The 21,453-nt window shown below is 36.9% G+C and carries 17 protein-coding genes; 8 read left to right on the top strand and 9 right to left on the bottom strand.

Annotated features, from left to right (window positions below; all coding sequences use genetic code 11):
* Positions 1-2 precede the first annotated feature (2 nt).
* Both tyrA and A3Q34_RS07085 read left to right on the top strand, forming a co-directional pair.
* The gene (gene tyrA / locus A3Q34_RS07090; RefSeq protein WP_070377043.1) at positions 3-1,142 is read left to right on the top strand and encodes a bifunctional chorismate mutase/prephenate dehydrogenase; all 1,140 of its coding nucleotides are present in this window, start codon (positions 3-5) and stop codon (positions 1,140-1,142) included.
* A gap of 74 nt (positions 1,143-1,216) precedes the next feature.
* Positions 1,217-1,705: a thioredoxin family protein gene (locus A3Q34_RS07085; RefSeq protein WP_070374728.1), complete on the top strand. Its 489-nt coding sequence runs from the start codon at positions 1,217-1,219 to the stop codon at positions 1,703-1,705.
* A gap of 157 nt (positions 1,706-1,862) precedes the next feature.
* Here the strand turns inward: A3Q34_RS07085 and barA are convergent, their stop codons facing one another.
* Entirely contained in the window at positions 1,863-4,688 is a 2,826-nt protein-coding gene (barA, locus tag A3Q34_RS07080; RefSeq protein WP_070374727.1) for a two-component sensor histidine kinase BarA, read from the bottom strand.
* Positions 4,689-4,784: 96 nt separating this feature from the next.
* Between barA and rlmD the strand changes: the two genes are divergently transcribed.
* The 5 genes from rlmD to A3Q34_RS07060 are packed head-to-tail and all read left to right on the top strand — an operon-like array spanning position 4,785 to position 10,006.
* The gene (gene rlmD / locus A3Q34_RS07075) at positions 4,785-6,107 is read left to right on the top strand and encodes a 23S rRNA (uracil(1939)-C(5))-methyltransferase RlmD (RefSeq protein ID WP_070374726.1); all 1,323 of its coding nucleotides are present in this window, start codon (positions 4,785-4,787) and stop codon (positions 6,105-6,107) included.
* A 38-nt stretch (positions 6,108-6,145) separates the two neighbouring features.
* Positions 6,146-8,353: a GTP diphosphokinase gene (relA, locus tag A3Q34_RS07070; protein ID WP_070374725.1), complete on the top strand. Its 2,208-nt coding sequence runs from the start codon at positions 6,146-6,148 to the stop codon at positions 8,351-8,353.
* A 35-nt stretch (positions 8,354-8,388) separates the two neighbouring features.
* Complete coding sequence (gene mazG, locus A3Q34_RS07065; RefSeq protein ID WP_070374724.1) at positions 8,389-9,207, top strand: nucleoside triphosphate pyrophosphohydrolase; 819 nt, start codon at positions 8,389-8,391, stop codon at positions 9,205-9,207.
* Positions 9,204-9,512 (top strand): enoyl-CoA hydratase/isomerase family protein, encoded by a 309-nt coding sequence (locus A3Q34_RS20865; RefSeq protein ID WP_231907444.1) that lies wholly within the window; start codon positions 9,204-9,206, stop codon positions 9,510-9,512. The genes mazG and A3Q34_RS20865 overlap by 4 nt, the downstream gene beginning before the upstream one ends.
* Positions 9,428-10,006, top strand: coding sequence for an enoyl-CoA hydratase-related protein (locus A3Q34_RS07060; protein ID WP_231907443.1), 579 nt, complete (start codon positions 9,428-9,430; stop codon positions 10,004-10,006). Before A3Q34_RS20865 ends, A3Q34_RS07060 begins: the two co-directional genes overlap by 85 nt.
* A gap of 107 nt (positions 10,007-10,113) precedes the next feature.
* On the opposite strand, the gene A3Q34_RS07055 is transcribed toward A3Q34_RS07060, so the two are convergent.
* From A3Q34_RS07055 to A3Q34_RS07040, 5 genes are all read right to left on the bottom strand, one after another.
* Positions 10,114-10,842 carry a YebC/PmpR family DNA-binding transcriptional regulator gene (locus A3Q34_RS07055; RefSeq protein WP_070374723.1) on the bottom strand — a complete coding sequence of 243 codons (729 nt, stop codon included), beginning with the start codon at positions 10,840-10,842 and terminating at the stop codon, positions 10,114-10,116.
* Between the two features lie 300 nt (positions 10,843-11,142).
* Entirely contained in the window at positions 11,143-12,072 is a 930-nt protein-coding gene (locus A3Q34_RS07050) for a PDC sensor domain-containing protein (protein WP_070374722.1), read from the bottom strand.
* Between the two features lie 176 nt (positions 12,073-12,248).
* Positions 12,249-12,386 carry a hypothetical protein gene (locus A3Q34_RS20455; protein WP_157470871.1) on the bottom strand — a complete coding sequence of 46 codons (138 nt, stop codon included), beginning with the start codon at positions 12,384-12,386 and terminating at the stop codon, positions 12,249-12,251.
* Positions 12,387-12,421: 35 nt separating this feature from the next.
* Positions 12,422-12,940: a hypothetical protein gene (locus A3Q34_RS07045; RefSeq protein WP_070374721.1), complete on the bottom strand. Its 519-nt coding sequence runs from the start codon at positions 12,938-12,940 to the stop codon at positions 12,422-12,424.
* Positions 12,941-13,072: 132 nt separating this feature from the next.
* Entirely contained in the window at positions 13,073-13,954 is an 882-nt protein-coding gene (locus A3Q34_RS07040) for a LysR family transcriptional regulator (RefSeq protein ID WP_231907471.1), read from the bottom strand.
* Between the two features lie 963 nt (positions 13,955-14,917).
* Between A3Q34_RS07040 and astB the strand changes: the two genes are divergently transcribed.
* Entirely contained in the window at positions 14,918-16,255 is a 1,338-nt protein-coding gene (gene astB / locus A3Q34_RS07035; protein ID WP_070374719.1) for an N-succinylarginine dihydrolase, read from the top strand.
* 105 nt (positions 16,256-16,360) lie between these two features.
* On the opposite strand, the gene glsB is transcribed toward astB, so the two are convergent.
* The 3 genes from glsB to A3Q34_RS07020 all read right to left on the bottom strand — a co-directional run bounded on the left by glsB (position 16,361) and on the right by A3Q34_RS07020 (position 21,399).
* Complete coding sequence (gene glsB, locus A3Q34_RS07030) at positions 16,361-17,293, bottom strand: glutaminase B (protein ID WP_083277928.1); 933 nt, start codon at positions 17,291-17,293, stop codon at positions 16,361-16,363.
* A gap of 479 nt (positions 17,294-17,772) precedes the next feature.
* Entirely contained in the window at positions 17,773-20,082 is a 2,310-nt protein-coding gene (locus A3Q34_RS07025) for an ATP-binding protein (protein WP_070374718.1), read from the bottom strand.
* A gap of 54 nt (positions 20,083-20,136) precedes the next feature.
* Complete coding sequence (locus tag A3Q34_RS07020) at positions 20,137-21,399, bottom strand: ABC transporter substrate-binding protein (RefSeq protein WP_070374717.1); 1,263 nt, start codon at positions 21,397-21,399, stop codon at positions 20,137-20,139.
* Positions 21,400-21,453 lie beyond the last annotated feature (54 nt).

Below are 21,453 nucleotides of genomic sequence, written 5' to 3'. Positions count from 1 at the left end.
TAATGGATAAGAAAAGTATAGCTCCTCAGTTAACCGCATTGAGAAATGAAATTGATGAGATAGATACTCAATTAGTCGAGCTATTAGCCAAGCGCCGCAGAGTGACCACTAAAGTAGGTGAGCTAAAAAGCCGAGTTGGCATGCCAATTTATGCACCTGACCGAGAAGCTCAATTACTGACGATGCGGCGTCAACAGGCGATGGAGGCAGGCGTGTCTCCAGAATTAATTGAAGATATTTTAAGACGGCTAATGAGTGATTCTTACATCAGTCAAGATGCGAGTGGCTATCAATGTGTCAATACAGAGAGTGGCAAAATAGTTGTTATCGGTGGTAACGGACAGTTAGGTAAAGTGTTTGTTGATTTATTTGAGCGCTCTGGCTATCAGGTAGCCGTTCTTGAACAAGATGACTGGCCAAATAGTGACAATATCCTTGCCCAAGCCGGTGTCGTTATTGTTGCTGTACCTATTCGCTTAACATCAATGATTATTCAGAAGCTTTCTCGTTTACCCAAAACATGCATTTTAGCTGATGTGACTAGCGTAAAAGAAATGCCACTTTATGAAATGATGAAAGTTCATCAAGGACCGGTTGTTGGTTTACACCCAATGTTTGGACCTGATGTGTCAGGGTTAATCAAACAAACAATTATTACTTGCGAAGGGCGTTTACCCGAGCAATATAATTGGTTGCTGAAACAATTTCAGGTTTGGGGAGCAAAGATTTATCCCGTCGATGCGTCGGCGCACGATCAAGCAATGTCTATGGTTCAAGTTATGAGACATTTTTCAACAATAGCCTACGGTTATCACTTAATGACTGAAGGGGCTGACATTTCTCAACTTGTTGAAATGAGTTCGCCGATTTATCGTTTAGAGTTAATTATGGTGGGTCGTTTATTTGCTCAAGATCCTGTGCTTTATACTGATATCATTTTTTCAAATCAAGATAATGTCGCGATGATGAAACGTTTCGCTTATCGGTTTCTAGAGTTGTTAGAAGATGTTGAAATGGGTGATAAAGATGCTTTTGTTACCATGTTTAACCAAGTCTCCGATTGGTTTGGTGATTATGCCGATATCTTTTTACAAGAAAGCAAAGTCATGTTATTAAAAGCTAACGAATTAAAAAAACATTAAACATTACCGTGCTACTAAAAAATTGCTAAACAGCTAGGTTGCAGTAGCACGGATATAACATAAGTAGAGTCGCAATGATAAAAGTCTTACTCGCAGTATTCACTATAGCTTTTTGCCATCTATTGTCATTATCAGTTCACGCGGAGGATAATAATGGCTTTGCCTTAGGTGTGATCAGTGAAGCTAGCTTGTTGAGTGACTTTAGTGCTTTTAATAAAAACTTCAATGAGTCTTTAATTACTGAGCAAGAAAAAGAAATTGTTGCGCAGTGGCCTGAATCATTAAAAATAGACATTTATTTTGCGACTTGGTGTCATGACAGTGAACGTGAAGTGCCTAAACTACTTAAATTACTGCAAGGCAATAAGCAAATTAGTGCCACACTTATTGCACTTGATTACCAAAAAGAAGACCCTCAGCAATTAGCCAAAGAAAATAATGTCAAATTCACGCCAACTATCGTTGTTTATCGAGATGAAAGTAAAACCGAAGAGCTGGGGCGAATTATTGAAAGGCCCAGTACTAGTTTAGTTGCCGATATTAATCAGCTGTTACTTGATTAGCCTTTGAATCGTATCGATTTTAGGTCTTGCCATAAGATTAAACCTAGTCACCTTTACCTAAGCACTAACGCCTATATTTAATCTTAAGTAAGTCATTGAGCCTATAAGCTTAGCGGTGTCACTTGTTTTTTAAAGCTAAAGTATTATCAAATAATTATTAGTGCTCAGTGTTAGGCTTTTTATTAAAAACTTCTGGTGCTTGATTGATGACATTATCAATGTGTTCAAAGAATTCAAAAAATTCAGGCTCTAAGTCATCGATAGTGACACCACTTTTCAGTTCTGTTTCTATCTGATGAACAACACGTCCTAGGCTGGGCACACCCGAGTAACAACAAGCGCCGTTAAGCTTATGAATAAGTACTTTTAATTGCTCAACATCTTGCGAGGTCAATGCTTCAGAAATATTCAGTTTTGTTTCAGGCAGACTTTGCACTAAACCTTTAAACATCTCTTTGGCAAGTTCTTCTTTATTGCCTGCTCGTTTTAATGCTAAAGGCCAGTCAATTACTTGATGGTTTCGTCGGTGCATAATGGTTGCGTTGTTAGCATCAAAAACTTGCTGATCTAAATCTGTGTTATCGATATTTTTATTTTTCATTGTTTTAATATTTTGTGGCTGTGTTAAATCACAATATTCATAAATACAGTGGCGTAACATAGCTTCGTCAATAGGCTTAGTCATATAAGAGTCAAAGCCCAGTTTCAACAGTTTATCTTTTTCTTCTTTAAGGGCATGGGCGGTTACTGCGATAACGGGAGTATTGTCATTAAAAGTGATTGCTTTAATGCTTTTTAGGGCGGAGATGCCATCCATTATCGGCATTTGAATATCCATGAATATCATTGCAAATTTTTCATGTTTACAAATATCTACCGCTTCTTGGCCATTTACGGCAGTAGTAACCTCATTGACTTGTTCGAGTAAAAGTTCATTAATAAGCTTTAAATTGGCTTCATTGTCGTCAACCGCCAAAATTTTAACTGGAATTTTATTGTCTTCTGACGTTGATCTTACGATATCTAGCAGGTGATTTCGCGGTAACAGTACCTTATTTAATCGCTCTGGCGTAATGGGTTTACTTAAACAGCTTTTCGCTCCACAAGCGATCAATGCTTCCTGTAAATTAGGGGAGTTACTGTTAATTGCTAAATGAATTTGAGTCACGTTTTTTGAGAGTGTGACGATAAGTTCTTTTAGCTCAACTAATGCTGTGGGCGTTATATCATGACTTATTAGAGCAAAATCAAAATGCACCTTTTGATTTAATAGATCGTTAACTTGTACTAAGTTTTGAACCGGATGAACAGCCAAGTTCCAATCGGTAAGAATTTCGCTGGTCGCAATACGGCTATGCGTATGAGGTTCAAAATAAAGAACACTTTTACCGGCTAACTCATGATTATCAAAAATATTATCAATAGAGATAGGATTTACTTCACAACGAAAAGTAAACCAAAATGTTGAACCTTGACCTTGCTCGGTAGAAAAACCCATATTGCCATTCATTTCAGTGACTAAGCGTTGAGAAATAACTAAGCCTAATCCTGTACCACCATAAAGCCGCGTAACACTTTTATCCGCTTGACCAAAAGCCTCAAAAATAGTTTTCTGTTGCTCATGGCTCATACCAATACCGGTATCTTTAATGGTTACTTTTAAAACCGCAATATTATTTTCAATACGCTCGCTGTCGACATCAATATCAACAGAGCCTTTGTCAGTAAATTTCATGGCGTTGCTGGTCAGGTTGATCAAGACCTGCTTAATTCGCATGGCATCACCAATGAGAGCATCAGGTAATTGCGGATTAACACGTAAAGATAACTCAATATTTTTTTTGTGAGATGTTGGCGCAAGTAATGTTAATGTTTCCTCGACCGTTTCTCGCATCGAGAAAGGAATGTTTTCGATAACCATTTTTCCAGCGTCTAACTTCGAAAAATCTAAAATATCATTAATAATAGCTAACAAGTTAGCCGAGGAGCGCTCTATGGTTTGTAAATAATCGCGCTGGGTAATTGTCAGCGGTGTCTTTAATACCTGGCGAGTAAAACCAATAACACCATTAAGTGGTGTGCGCAGTTCGTGACTCATATTGGCTAAAAATTCTGATTTAACTTTATTCGCTTCTTGTGCTTTTCGTTTAGCGATATCAAGTTCAACGTTTTGTATTTCAAATTGTTCTAAACTTTCTCGTAAATCGGTCGTGGCTTGATCTATGCTGCCTTGCATTTCTTCTTGGTAATCACCTAATGATTGTGCCATCGCATTGACACCATTTTTCAAAAAGTTTAATTCACCAATCAACTGTCCTGTGACCCGACTATCTAGCTTTCCTTCTCTAATACGATCAACGGCAAGTACCATTGCACCGATTGGACGCGTAAAGTTTTTAATTAATCGATAAGAGAAAAAGGCACTAAAAGCACTACCAAGCAAGACAATGAGAAAAGAAAATAGCATCTGGTCTTGTTGTTTTAAACGTATATTGCTGCTGTCAATCTGCATAGCAATATAGCCAATATTGTCTTGAGACATTGAGCGAGTTGCCTCATTTATCAAGGTTTCATTAATAATAGGACTATGAAAAATAAAGTCATCACCATTTTTAGAGAAAATAGTGCTGTTGGGAATAACTTGCCCTGCTTTTAGACGTAATAAATTGGCGTCACCGTGGTAAGAGCTGGTGACAAAAACTTGGTTATCTTTAGTAAAAACAGCAATACTTTTGATAATTGATGATTGACTGCGATGGGTGAAATTCATCAAATTACGCAGTTGAATACGATCTTTGTTTAACATACCTAAAGAGCTAGCAATTGCTAGGGGTTCAATAATACTTTGAGAGCGCTGCGTTAAAAAAGTATTTAATTCGTCATAACGGCTATATGAAAAATAGCTAGCTATCGAGAAAGCGATTAACGTGGTTGGCACTATGGTAAGTAAAATTACCCAATCTTTCAGACTTATTTTATGCATTATCTGCTGAACTTTAGTGTAAAATCATGACATTGAATAACCTTATCATGGCATATCGTCATATAAATTTATAGCACTTAACAGGTATATTTCGTTATGGCGAATTTTTTTAAAGCAACAGCTAAAAAACAAGAACTAGGTCAAGAAGTTAGCATCAAGGTTACTCGTCTTGATATTAACGGCTGTGGCGTAGGTTTACACAATAAAAAACCTATATTTATTGATGGTGCTTTACCTGATGAAGTTGTAAAAGTGAAGGTTATTGAACAAAAAAACAAATATAGTCGTGGCAAGTTAATTGACGTATCCGTTGCTAATAAACAACGTATTGCCGCTAAGTGCCAGCACTTTCTCAGTTGTGGTGGCTGTGATTTACAGCATTTAGCCATTAGTACTCAGCTTGATTTTAAGCAGCAGAAGGTCAGTGATTTATTTTCGCGAAGCAACCACGAACAGTCACTTCCTTGGCAAGCGCCTATCGTCAGCCAGCCTTGGCATTATCGCCGCAAGGCACGTATTGGTGTGCAATATAATAAAGCAGGCCAAGCCATTATTGGTTTTAGACAGAGGGGCAGCAATCAGCTGATTAATATTAAAAGTTGCCCTGTACTCGTCGAGCCGGTAAATAATATTTTTTTACCCTTAAGAGCATTACTAAAAAAATTATCAGGTAAAAATGCTATTGGTCATATTGAAGTTATTGCCACAGAAAAAGTGACGGTAGTCGTGCGCCAGTTAGAGCCGCTGACCAAGCAAGATAAAAGTCACTGGCAAGCATTCAGTGATGATTTTTCTTGTGATATTCTCTTTGATTTAGGTAAAGAGGTCGTAACGCTCGATAAAGCGACTTTAACTAGTTTGCACTATAGTTTAGCTGACAATATTGTTATTTCTTTTAGTAGCGACAACTTTATTCAGGTTAACCACCAAGTTAATAAAAGCATGATAAATCAAGCCATTCAATGGTTAAACTTGACCGAGCAAGATATTGTTTTAGATTTATTTTGTGGTTTAGGTAATTTTAGCTTACCAATAGCTAAAAAAGTTGCGCAAGTTGTCGGTATTGAAGGTGTTGAACTTATGGTCAGCAACGCGCAGAAAAACGCTTTGCAAAATAGTTTAAGTAATTGTGAGTTTTATCAAGCTGACTTAAATAGTCACTGGAAAGAGGAAACTTGGGCAAATAAAAAATATACTAAGCTGCTATTAGATCCCGCCCGTGCTGGCGCTTATCAAGCGTTACAACAATTAGTACATTTAAATATTAATAGCGTGTTATATGTCAGTTGTGATCCGGCAACCTTAGCCAAAGATAGTGAATTATTGCTAGCACAGGGTTATCGTATTGAAAAAATATCCTTAATGGATATGTTTTCTCAAACAAAGCATATTGAGACTATGGTATTGTTTGTGAAGTAGGCATTTATTTTTTTTCTAAAATTTAGCAGGTTATTTTTATGGTTTCGGTACGTAAATCTCATCAAATATCGGAAATAAATTTTGAGCAATGGTTAAGTTCATTGGAGCTTAGTGAACAAAAAAATCAAGCACTTGAAAAGCTTTGGCAGCAAGTCAGTGATTTTTATGTTGACCAGCAAGAATGCCAGACTAAGTCTTTAGAGATGGTTGAGATCCTTGCCAGTTTGAATTTAGATCGCGATTCTTTATGTGCTGCATTTTTGCTACCGCTATATGAATACCAATGCATATCATTAGAATATATAGAAGAAAATTTCTCTAAGAAAATTCTTAATTTATGTAATGGCGTTAGCCAAATGCAAGCGATAAAGACATTACAGCAAGGCCAATCTAATCAAGTGTCAGCCAATCAAGTTGATAATATTCGTAAGATGTTAGTTGCCATGGTTGACGATGTTCGTGCGGTCGTTATTAAACTTGCTGAGCGAGTCTGTTACTTAAGGCTGGTAAAAAATGCCGATGAAGAAACGCGAGTTTTAGCTGCCAAAGAAACCGCCAATATCTATGCACCACTCGCGAATAGATTAGGCATTGGTCAACTAAAGTGGGAGCTTGAAGATATTTCCTTTCGCTACCTTCATCCCAAGGTGTACAAAAATATAGCGCAACAATTAGATGAAAAACGCTTAGACCGTGAACAATATATGGCTAATTTTGTGAGTAATCTTAGTGGGCAATTAAATGATTTAAATATTGCCGGTGAAGTATATGGTCGGCCCAAGCATATTTTTAGCATTTGGAAAAAAATGCAGCAAAAATCGCTTGATTTTGAACAACTTTTTGATGTTAGAGCCGTGAGGGTTGTTGTTGATAAACTTCAAGATTGTTATGGCGCATTAGGTATAGTCCATACCAGTTGGCAGCATTTACCTAACGAATTTGATGATTATGTTGCCACACCAAAACCTAATGGTTATCAATCGATTCATACGGTTGTATTAGGCCCAGAGGGAAAATCAGTAGAAGTACAAATAAGAACTCAGCAAATGCACGATGATGCAGAAATGGGGGTTGCGGCTCATTGGCGTTATAAAGAAGGCAGTACTGGCAGTAAAAACACAGATAAAAAAACTGGTTTTGATGAAAAAGTTAGCTGGCTAAGAAAAATTTTACAATGGCAAGATGACGTCAGCGAAAGTGGCGATTTACTCGATGAATTACGTAGTCAGGTCTTTGAAGACCGTATTTATGTATTTACACCTAACGGTGATGTTATTGATTTACCTGCTGGCTCTACACCTTTAGATTTTGCTTACTATATTCATTCAAATGTAGGTCATTGTTGTATTGGCGCGAAGGTCTCTGGACGCATTGTACCTTTTACTTACCGCTTAAAAACAGGCGATCAAGTTGAAGTGTTAACCAGTAAAACTCCTAACCCAAGTCGTGATTGGTTAAACCCTAATCTGCATTATACCCATGCACCAAGAACACGGTCAAAAATTCAACATTTTTTTAGATTGCTCGACCGTGACAAACATATTGCCATAGGTAAAGAACAGTTAGAGACAGAATTATCTAAAATCGATTTAACCGAGACTGATTTAATGTCAGCGAGTAGGCGCTTTAATATAAAATCGATTGACGATTTATATGCAGCTATTGGTTCAGGTAATGCCCGTTTGATGCAAGTGATTAATCATTTGCAATATCACGACGAGAGAAACAAACCACCGGTGGAGCTTGACCCACAAAGTTTGGTCAAACCTCAGCAGGCACAACAAAAATCTCAAGCCGATGTTAATGGTATTACGGTATCGGGGGTCGGTAATTTATTAACGCATATGGCAAAATGTTGTCATCCGGTGCCAGGCGATAATATTGCCGGCTTTATTACTCAGGGACGGGGTATCTCGGTGCATCGTAATGATTGTGACCAATTAGCGAATTCGTTAGCTCAGCAACCTGAACGAGAAGTAGAAGTTCAGTGGGGTGAGCAGAATCAACAGAGCTATTTAGCAACAGTGAAAGTTATAGCGAGTGACCGTCAAGGTTTAGTGCGTGATATTTCTACGATTGTTTCCAATGAACGGGTCAGCATTGTTGGCATGGAAAGCCGTTCTGATCCAAACAAGCAAACAGTCGCTATGTTGTTAAATATTGAAATTCCAAATAATGAAATATTAGGACGTTTAATTGGCAAATTACTTCAACTTGATGATGTATTAGAAGTTAAGCGACTCTAGCTGTATTTTATCTACTTTATGGAAAATGTATAAATATGTTAACTGAACAAGCCTCAATGAATAAGCTACGTTGGATCATGACCGAGTTACGCGATCCTAAAACAGGATGTCCGTGGGATATCAAGCAAGACTTTGCTTCGATAGTACCGCATACCATTGAAGAAGCCTACGAAGTTGCTGATGCGGTCATTGACGCTGTTGAACAGCAAGACTTCTCAGAATTAGAAAAAGAATTAGGTGATTTGTTATTTCAGATTGTTTTCTATAGTCAGCTCGGGCAAGAACAAAAACAATTTGATTTTGACAGTGTCGTCGCGGCCATTTGTGAGAAACTCATTCGTCGACACCCTCATGTCTTTGGCGATAAAAATCTAACATCTGATGCAGAGATTAATGCCAATTGGGAAAATGAAAAAGCGCAAGAAAGACAACAAAAAAACCTCAACGAAGACATCAGTATTTTAGCCGATATTCCGCGAAATTTACCCGCACTTTCTCAAGCCGCTAAAATTCAAAAACGTTGCGCACATGCTGGTTTTGACTGGCATAACATTGAAGATGTCTTTGCTAAGGTTGTCGAAGAAGTCGAAGAAGTTCATCTTGAAATTGAGCAAAATAATCCGCAAGCGCTCGCTGAAGAGTTAGGTGACCTAATGTTTGCCGTTGTCAATCTTTGTCGCCATGCCAAACAAGATCCTGAGCAGTTATTACGCCAAGCAAATCAGAAATTTACAAAACGGTTTCATGGTGTTGAAAAACAAGTGGCAAGCTCTGGCGTAGAATTTGAACAACATTCGCTAGAAAAACTTGAAGAATATTGGCAACAAGTCAAACTTGATGAGAAACAACGATGAAAGAAAATCTTCCCCAATTAACCGACTGTCTACTTGCCCTAGATAATAATATTGCAACGCTAACCTTTAATCGCCATGACGTACGTAATGCGCTAACAAGTACCGCAATTGCTGATGATATTGTTACCACCGTCGAGTGGGTTAATAAAACGGCTACTGTGGCTGTGCTGATTATTACCGGTGACGGCTCTGCGTTTTCATCGGGGGAAATATTAAAGATATGGCTGAACGTGGTGGTGATTTTGCTGGTGATGTACAAGAACTTGAAGCTCGTTATCGTCAAGGAATACAGCGCATTCCACTAGCATTACATAAATGTGAAGTCCCTATCATTGCTGCTGTTAATGGTGCAGCAATCGGTGCCGGTTTCGATGTTGCTAATATGTGTGATATCCGAATAGCTTCAACAAAAGCTAAGTTTGGCGAAACATTTGCTAATTTAGGTCTTATTCCAGGTGATGGTGGTGCATGGTTTATGCAGCGAGTTATTGGTTATCAAAAAGCCGCGGAGTTAACTTTTACAGGCAGAATAATTAATGCCGATGAAGCGAAAGAAATGGGAGTGGTGTTAAATGTTGTTGATGCAGAGTGTTTAATGGATAACGTTATGGCTTTAGCAAATGATATTGCCAGTAAACCAACGGCGGCAATGCGTTTAACTAAGCGGTTAATGAAAATGGCACAACGTACTGACTTACCAGACTTTCTTGACATTTGTGCGGTATTTCAAGGAATGTGTCATAACAACCCTGAGCATTTAGACGCGGTAAACGTGATGATGGAAAAGCTGGCTAAATAAAGGGGCGGTACCCTTTAACATCGATCATCATATAAGGTTGATATGTACTGATATGGTAAAAACAGGATGCCTGAGAAAAGACATCCTGAACTTAATACTCTTACAAATTACGACTCTGCAATATCGGCATTATGATAAACGTTTTGTACATCATCACAATCATCTAACATAGCGATAAATTTCTCGAAATTTGCTGTGTCATCTTCACCGGTAATTTCAGTGTAGGTTTGCGGTACCCAAGTGATTTCTTCAACTTCTAAATCAAACTCTGGCATTGAATTAGCAAATTCAGTTTTTATTTTGAAAAACTCAGTATGTGGTGCATAAACAGTAATGATACCGTCTTCAAGTTCAACATCTGTTACATCAATGTCAGCCATCATTAAGGTTTCTAAAACAGTTTCATCATCTTCGCCTTGAAAAGCAAAGACAGCTTGATGATTAAACATGTGAGAAACGGTGCCCGATGAACCAATTTTAGAATAGGTCTTGGTAAAACATTGGCGAACATCTTTAATCGTTCTATTACCGTTATCTGTTAAACAATCAATAATAACCATACAGTTACCTGGACCAAAACCTTCATACCTTGCGGCAACAAAATCTTCGCCTCCGGCACCTGATGCTTTCTTTATCGCATTTTCAATGACGTGAGTAGGTACTTGATCTTTTTTAGCTCTATCGATTAAGCCACGTAGTGTTAGGTTACCATCTGGGTCAACACCGCCTTCTTTGGCACTTACATAAATTGCTTTACCGTATTTTGAATAAACTTTAGTTTTTGCGCCTGCTGTTTTCGCCATTGATAATTTGCGATTTTGGTATGCTCTGCCCATCTGAATGCATCTCGTCGTTCTTAATAAATTGATGGGCTAGATTCTACCCGCTGAAGTCAATTTTGACTAGCCTGTAGTGAATTAATCATCGATATTTTTATTTTTAACACCATTAAATCATAGCTAAGGGACTTGAACTCTTGGTTAATTAGTGAAGCAAAATATTGCTAAAGATAAACTGACGTGATTTTAGTAAAACCTTAAATAACTTCTATCAGTAATAACAGTGAATATTGTCAGCCATTTAAATCAAAGAGACATTAAGGTAATCTTTTTGTTTATTCTCTTCATGGGAAAGTGTTATTTTTTTAGTAGTGTTTCTGCTTTTGCGCCAAGGTAAACATATAGGCCTAAACCAACAAGTAGGCCAACTGAAGTAGCCATCATAGCAACAGCATTAACTAAATATTCAGGAGAGCCAAGTACTGACTTAAACATTAGCAATAAAGCTTCTATTGAAACGGCAATTAAGATAGTGGCAATAAATCGAGTGATTGTTCGTCTTGTTGAACTATGGCGTAATATATCTTTTTGCATTAACACTTCTTCTTCTATCGTTGTTTTGCCTAAATCGAAAATGGCCAGTGCTAAGGTCAGAAAAATAATAATACCAAAAGGTTTTATTTGTAGATCTTCAGGGGTGGGTGAGAGTAATAAATTAACTATTTCGCTACCGGCAGAATATAAAAGAATACCAACAATAAAGAATAGTCCAACGACAATACATGAATAGACACTGACGAAAAAAGGATGGAATTTTTTTCTTTTTACATCACCCATTAAAAATTCAATGGCTTGAGCTAAGTTAATATCAATCACCAATACACCAATAACATCACCATTTTTATTAGCATATTTCATTGATGTAGAAATACATAGATTATGGCTAGAGGTTGATAAATAAGGCTCAGTAACAATGATGGTATTATTTTTATCTGCCTTTATATAATAGGGGCGATAAGAGCGGTCTATCCCTAGGCCTTCGGTAATACCTTTATTTATATTATTCTTCTTAGAAATATTTTTACTACTTTGAACGCCATCGCTATCTAAAGTGAACATCAACTCAATAAAAGGGTAATGTTTAGTTAGCCAGAGCATTGAAGTTTGTAGCAGGGTTTCGTCTTTAAAAAAGTTTTCATCAAAGGCTCCTGCGACGATTGACGCCATAAGTTCATGAATAGCATTGTGATATTCATGATATCTATCTATTACACTTATATAATTCATTAAACTCTACTTTGATGATAAATATTATTTAGGGGGAGTAGCAAGTTGAATAGGGTTAACCTACAGGTGTTTATATTATGAATAAGCTGGGTGGGAAAGTAGCAACGCCATTGATATCCTGAAATATTTAGCGATTTCTGCTTGCGCTGCTACCGTTTATTAAATAAGCCATTCATTTACCTTGGTTGTCGAATTTCGTTAAAATTTTGGCTATTCTCTGTTTCTTCAATATCCCACTGACTCACAGATAAGTGCTTGATGTTAATGAGTAAACTGGTAAAAGATGAAATGCTATTTAGCATGCGTTTGATCATGATATATCTCCTAAAATCTAGTGTTAAGTTATTGATTAATCTGCAATCAGTGGTGAGGTTTCTGAAAGTGATGCCAATCGATATGCTTTTTGCTTGATAATTTTTAAGTTACCTAACGTAATTGTGTTTTCATCAATTAATATCGCTTGGTTTAAATCAGCTAGGGCACCGCTAATATCATTGTTTTTGTACCTTGAAATACCACGATTACTGTAACTTAATGACTTAAGGTAAAGTCCAATGGTGTTATTTAAGTTCATGGCCTCAATACTGTCGATTGCCGCAGTACATGCTAACTCTGACTGTTCTGCATTATCAGCTTGCAAATAGGCAACACATAAACTCATATGGCTGTTATACGAACTTTCATCTTGATGGCGTTTGGTGAGTTTCTTAATGCTTTTATTAAAATTGCCTTTAACAATATCTTGAGTACCTCTGGCATCTTTAACTACCGCAACTTTTAATGCGGTGTCACTTTCAAAAGCTGATACAGGGTTACTTACTAGTAAAGTTATCAATAATGGGGTTAATAAAGCTAATGTAGTTTTCATTTTTTCTCTCTCTATTTAAAAGCGCATCCGGTTGATGCAGGTCTACTATAGAAATTTTCATTTCGCGAGACAAACGATTAAAATCGACGTATTGAGTGAATAAATTTCATCTATCATTGGCATCGTTATTCGTTATTCGTTGTTATTGGCGAAGGTTTCTTTAACCCAGTCAGCAAATAAAGTTAGCTCAGTTTTATTTTCCATATTTTCATGTTGGATCAAATAGTATTTGTCATTGGTATTGAGTTCTTCATCGAAGAGTTTTACTAATAACTGTTCAGTAAACCATGTTTTACTGATCGGAAGAGGCACTAATGCTATGCCCATTCCTTGTTGAGCCGCTCGTGCAACGCCAAACATACTGTCAAACTGTATAATTTGTTTTGGATCAAAATCATTAATATTGACGTTGTCGGCCCATTGATGCCATGACCAAGGACGAGAGCGGTGTAAAATCAGTGGGGTATTTCTTAATGCCGAAGTCCCCATGCTTTTAAGTTTTTTATAAAGTTTTTTATTACAAGCTGGGGTATAACGCACAGGGAATAATTCATGAACAATACTCGCATTTGGCTTGCCATTCGCCAATACTATCGATAAATCAGCAATTTGTGAGGGTTCACTGCCTGATTTTATCGTTTCTAATTGTAAGTTTATTTCTGGATTTTTTTCAGACCATGTACTTAACTGAGGAATAAATAACTCACTGGCAAAAAACTCAGGCAAACTAATGACAATAGTTTTATTTTGTTGATTATGAGTGAACTCCGAAATTGTTGATTCAAGCTGATGAATTATCGGTTGAATAGATTGATAAAACTGTTTCCCTGAACTGGTTAGCTCTATTGAACGTGTTCCTCTTTTAAAGAGGTCAAAACCTAATTGTTCCTCTAGCTGTTTTATTTGATGGCTAACCGCTGAAGGTGTTAAAAACAATTGTGCGGCAGCATGTTTGAAGCTTAAACATTTTGAAGCCACGCAGAATGACCGTAAACCACGGATGGGTGTTTGAATAGGCATGTGAGTAAAATAAATTGATGAAGACAAATAGTAATAGCAATAGTTATACCGAAGTGTAACTAGTTGATATTATTGTTAATACTTTTTTTATAAAGCTGCCGTTTTTTTCGGTTTGCACCATGTTGGTTCATTTGCACTATAAGAACAATCTGTTTATAGAATTATAAGCAGAAAAAAAGGACATCAATGATGTCCTTAAATGTAGCAGTTTAGCAATACAAACAGGTGTTTTTAAAGAATCTATAAATTATTATTAGAGCGACTCAACAAACAACTGCATCGTAAATTGATTTATTAGGCACAGCAAACGAGATAAATTCATTCGATGGATCAATATTTTTCACCTATAAAATTAAATGGGAAGAAATCATGCTATTAAAAAGGTATTTTTTACCCATCAACATAGTGTAATCAAGGGCGTTGTAAAATTATTAGCAAGTGTCAGTATTCAGTATAATTGAGATCAATAATGCTCATTCGTTAGAAATTTATTCGCTAGGCACAGTAAGTAAGATCCATTTTATAAAAGTCAGCTTATTTAATCGCCTAGCTAAAAAAAAAGGACATCAAATGATGTCCTTAAAATGAAACAATTTAACAATATAAGCAGTACTATTAAAGAATCGGGGAAGATTCAAAATACAAATGCATCTTAAATTTATTCATCAGTCACAGCAAACGAGATAAATTCACCTGATAGGTTAACTTTTTTCATCTATCAATTTTTATACAATTAATAAGTGTTTTCCGGCTTACAGCCTTTATGATATTTATAACGTACACGCTTTATTTACATTATATATCGTTGCAGGTTATGTTCAGTTAATGGCGCTATGACTATTGATAAATTAAACGTTAATATAAAATTTTTATATATTGATGATCAATATTTTGATTGGTGCGTATTTTACTATGTTGTTAAAAAAAATTAAAAAAAATTAAAAGGTTGAGGTAATAATGAAAAGTTTTGAAGTGAATTTTGATGGTTTAGTGGGCCCAACCCATAATTATGCGGGTCTATCTGAGGGGAATGTTGCCTCATTATCAAATACCAATAACAGCTCAAATCCTAAAGAAGCAGCCTTGCAAGGTTTGTCAAAAATGAAAGCGTTGCATGATATGGGATTAAAACAAGGCGTATTTGCCCCTCAAGAACGTCCTGACCTCTATACGCTTAAAAGATTGGGCTTTCACGGCAGCGATGCGCAAATATTGTCAGCAGCTTATAAAGCTTCGCCAACACTACTCGCCGCTTGTTGTTCTGCATCAACGATGTGGACAGCCAATGCAGCAACCGTTTCACCATCAGCTGATACGATTGATAAAAAGGTACATTTTACCTCAGCTAATTTAGCGAATAAGTTTCATCGTTCACTCGAACCTGAAACGACCAGTAAAATCCTTAAAGCTATGTTCAACGATGATAAGCATTTTCAGCATCATCAGCACCTTAATGATAATGAACACTTCGGTGACGAAGGAGCTGCTAACCATACGCGATTATGTGAAGGCTATGGAGATGCTGGTGTAGAGATCTTTACTTATGGTCGCTATGCTTTTAATCGAAATAAACCAGCACCCGTTAAGTTCCCTGCTCGTCAAACGTTGGAGGCGAGTCAGGCGATCGCAAGATTACATGGCCTTTCTGAAGATAAAGCTGTTTTTGTTCAACAAAACCCCGATATTATCGACCAAGGTGTTTTTCATAATGACGTGATTGCGGTCGGTAACCAGAATGTTTTTCTTTACCACGAACAAGCATACTTAAATACGGCAGAATTCAAGGCCGAAGTTACTCAAAAGTATAACGGCGAAAAGCTGCACTTTCTTGAAGTTTCAACCGAGCAAGTGTCGATTGAAGCAGCGGTTAATACCTATTTATTTAATACTCAAATTGTCACATTAGCTGATAATTCTATGGCTATTATTGCCCCGATGCATTGTCGAGAAAATAGTCAGGTTAATGATTACCTACAAACATTAATTGCCGGTGATAACCCAATAAATCATGTTGAGTTTTTTGATGTCAATGAAAGTATGAAAAATGGTGGTGGTCCGGCATGTTTACGGCTAAGAGTTGCGCTCACCGAGCAAGAGTTACTTGGGGTTAATCCTGACTGCTTGCTAACACCAGCATTATATAACCGATTAGTGACTTGGGTTAATCGTCATTATCGCGACAAATTAGTCATAGATGATTTACGAGACCCACAATTAATTATTGAGTCACGCACGGCATTAGATGAACTTTCACAAATCTTATCTTTAGGAGCTGTTTATCGTTTTCAACAATAATTATATACTTGCACAATAAGTGACTTTGAGCAGCCGTTTTTAACCAGAAACGTGCTGCTTTTAGTTAACCTAGGTATTTAAGACACAAATAGCTGATGCCAGCGATTAATGGTAAATAGACAAGCCTAATTCTTCTGCAATACCTTCCACTAACTTCATACCAACAACAGAATTACCAAAACTGTTTAACGGTGGGCTCCATGTACAGATCACGCCATAATTTGGCACGATAGCAATTAAACCACCACCCACACCACTTTTAGCTGGTAAACCGACAGAAAAAGCGAACTCACCAGATTGATCATACATACCACTGGTTGATAATATTGCATTAACGCGATGTGCATCTTTTGGGCTACAAATAACCCGTTTCGTTAATGGGTCGACACCTTTGTTGGCTAAAAATAGTAAACTTTGCGCGAGCTGCTCGCAACTCATGCTAATTGAACACTGAGTAAAATAATGGCTGAGTACATCTGGAATTTCGGCTTCAATATTACCAAAGCTTTTCATTAAGTAGGCTAGGGCGGCATTACGATTACCATGGGTGAATTCAGATTGATAAACTTCAAGGTCAACGCGAATGTCTTCATTGTTTGCTAGCTTCCTAACAAAGCCTAAAAAAGCCAACTTACTTGCTGAGTAATGACTGGTTAATACGTCAGCCACTAATAAAGCACCCGCATTTATTACCGGATTTCTGGGGATACCTTTTTCCCACTCCAACTGAATAATAGAATTGAAAGGTTGACCTGAGGGCTCCATTCTTACGCGTTGCCACAAAGAATCACCTAGTCGATTCATCGCCATTACTAAACCAAATATTTTTGAAATACTTTGAATAGAAAAAGCGTGCTGATAATCACCAGCGCCAACTGTTTTTCCGTCAATGGTCGCGACTGCTATGCCGGCAAAGTCGGCTTTTACACTAGCAAGAGCAGGAATATAATCGGCTACAGCACCCTCGACAAAGCTATCACGGTAAGAAAGCAGTAATGCGTTTAGCTTACCTTGTAAGTCAACTATGTTGTTTTTCATATAATGGCTCGATGTTAAAAGTGCAGAGGCGCTATTATGCACAAAATAAATGCGAGATGTTGCTTTAAAGAGACTTATTTAACGCTTTGATCTTAAATAAGTACTCAGCAATTAATGAGCTAATCATGCACTTTAGCTTTTTCTTGAGTTTATAAAATATCAATAATCATTGATTATGGGCACAAGATTATTCATCTGTGCAATTTGCAAAAAATTTCATAATGCAACGTAAATTTAAAGATAAATAAGTGGTGTGAAAATAATAGAAAAATTATTTTTTACAATTTATTGGTTTTAATGGCCTTAGTGATATTACCCGCATTGAAATATCCTTTGCCGGTACTAAGCCAATAGCCACGGGGTAACTGAACCGTCAACATGGGGTATTTTGCTTTAGGCCTTGTCGTCCTAGTCACACGCCGATTTAACTTTTAGTATTGATGATTTTTATCACATCATTAATACTAAAAACCCTATTTTTATGATGTTTTATTATTTTTATTCATCCAAAACGTAAGTTTTTGGTGGAGTTTATTGATATCAATGGGTTTAGCCAGGTAGTCGTTCATACCGGCACTTAAACACCTTTCTTTATCTCCTTTCATCGCATTGGCAGTCATAGCGATAATCGCAATATCTTGATGCTCTTTCCCTGCCTTACCGGCTCGGATAGCTTTAGTTGTTTGATAGCCGTCCATTTCAGGCATCTGACAGTCCATCAAAATTAAATCGTAACTAGACGAGTTTAGTTTTTCTAGCGCGTTAATACCATTTACGGCTATGTCGGCGCTTAACGTTAATTTGGTTAGAATTTTAGTAGCAACAATTTGATTTATTCTATTGTCTTCCACCAAAAGTATTTTTTTAAAGGATAAGTTAACCGGGTTAATTGTGATGCCTGGCTCAACACTGTCAGTAATATCATTTTCTGGTTTTTGATAAACTAAATAAAAGGAAAAGCAGCTACCTTTATTTAAGGTGCTTTTTATATCTATATCTCCGGACATAAGTTCACATAACTGTTTTACAATCGTTAAACCTAAACCTGTACCGCCATATTTTCGAGTGGTTGAATTATCAGCTTGAGAAAATGGAGTGAAAATATTCTGCTGCTGTTCTTCTGAAAGGCCTATACCTGTGTCACTGACTTTACACGAGAAGTTAAGTTGTTCTTTATTTATTTCTATCAGTTCAACTTCAAGGTCAATAGTGCCTTGCTCGGTAAACTTAATGGCATTACTTAGCAGATTAATCAGTATTTGTTTAAGTCTTGTAGGATCGCCAATAACGGTCTTTTGTGAAAGTGACATCGACCTAATGTTAAGTACTAATGATTTTTTTTCAGCAAGTGCATTCATTATTATGACGACTTCGTTAATAATATCAGTGACATTAAAATGAATACTTTCTATTGCTAGTTTTCCTGATTCAATTTTAGAGTAGTCTAAAATACTATTAATTAAGGTCAACAATGATTCAGAGCTCGAATTTACCAGATTAATATATTCTTTTTGTTCATCGTTTAGTGGTGTGTTAGATAATAAACTCAGCATACCAACCACACCATTCATTGGTGTTCTAATTTCGTGACTCATATTTGCTAAAAACATGCTTTTTGCTTTAGTTGCCTGTTCAGCTCTTTTTTGTGATAGAACCAGCTGTTGATTTAATTGTTGTGACTGTTGTAATAAATCATTGGTTTGTTTGTTTTTTAATTGAAATATAGTCGCCGATTTCATTAGATGACCTATCTCATCTCTGCGATTAACGTTAAGTTCAAGCTTTTCATTAATTATTTTATTTTCAGCAAGTGCATTAAATACTTGAGTTACTTTTTCTATTGGAAATATAAGTCTTTTCAAAATATAGACAGTAATAAGACTGGTCAGGAAAATACCAAGAATAAACATAATATTGCCACGAATAACTGACTCGTCAACTAGGGTGTTCAGCTGAGCGTTACTTGAATCGAGGTGGGTTAAAGAAACTTCACTTAAATTTTTTGCTAAATATAAAAATTCGTTAGCGGAGCCAGACATAACCACATTGACTAAGTAATTATAATTTCGGGTTACTTGCGTCAACAAATTAAAGTCACTAGATAAAGCGGTTAATGTTGAAGTAAAGCCATTGATATTGAGTGGCTCTGCGGTACTTTCTACTTGGCTAAAAATAGACTGAAAATTGGTAATGTTTTCAGTATTAGGTCGTATAAAATATTGATAAGCCGAAAGTTGTAGGGCCGAAGTCAGATCTGCAAGTCTCTTGGTTGTTACATGAGTCGTTTGAATAGATTGGTTAAGATGAATACCATTAGATGCCTCAGCGGTGATGGTATTTAGATGGCTTAAGTGAGTTACTATGGTTTTATTAAATAATTCACTTTTTTTATCGATGAGTAAGACAACTGAATCAAAGTTTTCTCGATAAGCTTTTAAGTGATCACGCATACTCTCTATCGCGACTTGCTGATCGGTGCCAATGTTATTTTTTGCGATAAAGAGCGAGGTTATAGCTAATTTCCCCGTTACCGAACTCATAATGTCATTTAATCGTTTTAATACTGAAGAAGCTTGATTTTCTTTATAAATAAGCACATTGCGCTGTAAATCTAAAACATCTTTCTCTAATGCTTTAACCTGAACGACTCCATCAACTATTTCTTGATTAGAGGCTAAGCCCGTTACTAATCGTTTTTGGTTCTGATACGAAACAGTCTCCTGGCCGATAAAAAGTAAAATAATGAGGGTGAGCGAAAGCATCAATTGTGTTTTTAAACTTCGAAACATTACTGGCACCCTTGAGTTTGAATGCTTATTATATTGGCATAAAAATTTGATTGTTTAAGCATTAATAAATTCATACCACTTTTGCAGGCTATAGTCATAGGTTGGCATAACGGTATTCCAAACAGCAACATTGCTAAATCGTTTTTCATAACTGCCCCCGCGACGAATATTTCCTTTATAAACAGATACTTTGTTATCAGTACCTTTTAAGTCGATCGCGGCGGGTTTTCCGTCATACCAGTAATCCCACTCTTGCGGAGAAAGGTGGCGAGCAGCACGCTCAGGGTTTGAAATATAATAGCCTTGTCTGGCAATGTAAGCACCTGGCCAACCGGATAGCCACCAATTCATGTAATCATAGGCTGCGTCTTTTACCTTGCCAGTTGTCGCCTTAGATAAACACATGACTCCGTGCCAACCGCGGTAACCCTCTTTAGGTGCAGCGTAAGTTACCGGTACATTCATGCCGTTTAGTGAGGCTACGGCAGGAGAAAACATGCTTTCTATTACCACACGACCCGATTTCATAAATTGAATTGACTCAGGCACCGAAGTCCATAAACCACTGAAATGACCTGCTTGTTTCAAGCCTATTAATATACCAAAAAGTTTGTCTAATTCTGGCTTGGTCATGGCGCCAATATTATTAAATGACATTAGATTTTTAGCTTGTGCGGCGAGAGCTAAGTCAAAAAGACCTATGGTCGGCGCATTAATAATACCGACACGGCCACTGTATTTTTCATCTAATAGCCAGCCCCAACTTTCGGTCTCATAAGGTATGCCCTTTTTAATAAAGTCAGTGTTGTAGCCAAAAGAGTCAACATTATGCACATAGGGTAAGAAGCTTAAATCGTTGGTATGGTTTTCACCTAATTGATTATTTTTTTGTACGTGTAATATTTTATAAGGTGCATCGCCGTCACCGAGTTTCGCCGATTGTGTTATTTTTCCTGTTTTACTTAGGTTATTAATTTCATCCCAATGGGTAATTCTTCTTTTGTCTATCGATTGAATAGCACCAGAGCGCCAAAGCACATTAATACTGTTTGACCATTGCTCATAGAGATCAAATGACTGAGGAAACATTGACGCTTTTTGTAAAACTGCAGCGCTACCTTTAGGCTCAAATATCAAATTTATCCCTAGGTCTTCCATCGCTTTTTGTCGTAATTCTTCTTGTAATGTTACATGCGTACCCAAAATGCGTAAGGTCACCTTATTGCGCGCAAATACATAGGGCGCTTTGGCAATGGCTATGGTTGCCGCGCCGCCTAAGGCTATTTTCTTAATCACGCTTCTACGAGACTTATCCATTTGATTTTTCGCATATAATTTATTTGATATATCGAGTATAGATAATTAATCAAA

This window comes from Colwellia sp. PAMC 20917, assembly GCF_001767295.1.
GTDB lineage: Bacteria > Pseudomonadota > Gammaproteobacteria > Enterobacterales > Alteromonadaceae > Colwellia_A.
This window is presented reverse-complemented; position numbering and strand designations above follow the sequence as displayed.

Bases quoted from the DNA above. Each gene is read 5' to 3' on its own strand.
- tyrA (WP_070377043.1), top strand. From the start codon at position 3: ATGGATAAGAAAAGTATAGCTCCTCAGTTAACCGCATTGAGAAATGAA.
- A3Q34_RS07085 (WP_070374728.1), top strand. From the start codon at position 1,217: ATGATAAAAGTCTTACTCGCAGTATTCACTATAGCTTTTTGCCATCTA.
- barA (WP_070374727.1), bottom strand. From the start codon at position 4,688: ATGCATAAAATAAGTCTGAAAGATTGGGTAATTTTACTTACCATAGTG.
- rlmD (WP_070374726.1), top strand. From the start codon at position 4,785: ATGGCGAATTTTTTTAAAGCAACAGCTAAAAAACAAGAACTAGGTCAA.
- relA (WP_070374725.1), top strand. From the start codon at position 6,146: ATGGTTTCGGTACGTAAATCTCATCAAATATCGGAAATAAATTTTGAG.
- mazG (WP_070374724.1), top strand. From the start codon at position 8,389: ATGTTAACTGAACAAGCCTCAATGAATAAGCTACGTTGGATCATGACC.
- A3Q34_RS20865 (WP_231907444.1), top strand. From the start codon at position 9,204: ATGAAAGAAAATCTTCCCCAATTAACCGACTGTCTACTTGCCCTAGAT.
- A3Q34_RS07060 (WP_231907443.1), top strand. From the start codon at position 9,428: ATGGCTGAACGTGGTGGTGATTTTGCTGGTGATGTACAAGAACTTGAA.
- A3Q34_RS07055 (WP_070374723.1), bottom strand. From the start codon at position 10,842: ATGGGCAGAGCATACCAAAATCGCAAATTATCAATGGCGAAAACAGCA.
- A3Q34_RS07050 (WP_070374722.1), bottom strand. From the start codon at position 12,072: ATGAATTATATAAGTGTAATAGATAGATATCATGAATATCACAATGCT.
- A3Q34_RS20455 (WP_157470871.1), bottom strand. From the start codon at position 12,386: ATGATCAAACGCATGCTAAATAGCATTTCATCTTTTACCAGTTTACTC.
- A3Q34_RS07045 (WP_070374721.1), bottom strand. From the start codon at position 12,940: ATGAAAACTACATTAGCTTTATTAACCCCATTATTGATAACTTTACTA.
- astB (WP_070374719.1), top strand. From the start codon at position 14,918: ATGAAAAGTTTTGAAGTGAATTTTGATGGTTTAGTGGGCCCAACCCAT.
- glsB (WP_083277928.1), bottom strand. From the start codon at position 17,293: ATGAAAAACAACATAGTTGACTTACAAGGTAAGCTAAACGCATTACTG.
- A3Q34_RS07025 (WP_070374718.1), bottom strand. From the start codon at position 20,082: ATGTTTCGAAGTTTAAAAACACAATTGATGCTTTCGCTCACCCTCATT.
- A3Q34_RS07020 (WP_070374717.1), bottom strand. From the start codon at position 21,399: ATGGATAAGTCTCGTAGAAGCGTGATTAAGAAAATAGCCTTAGGCGGC.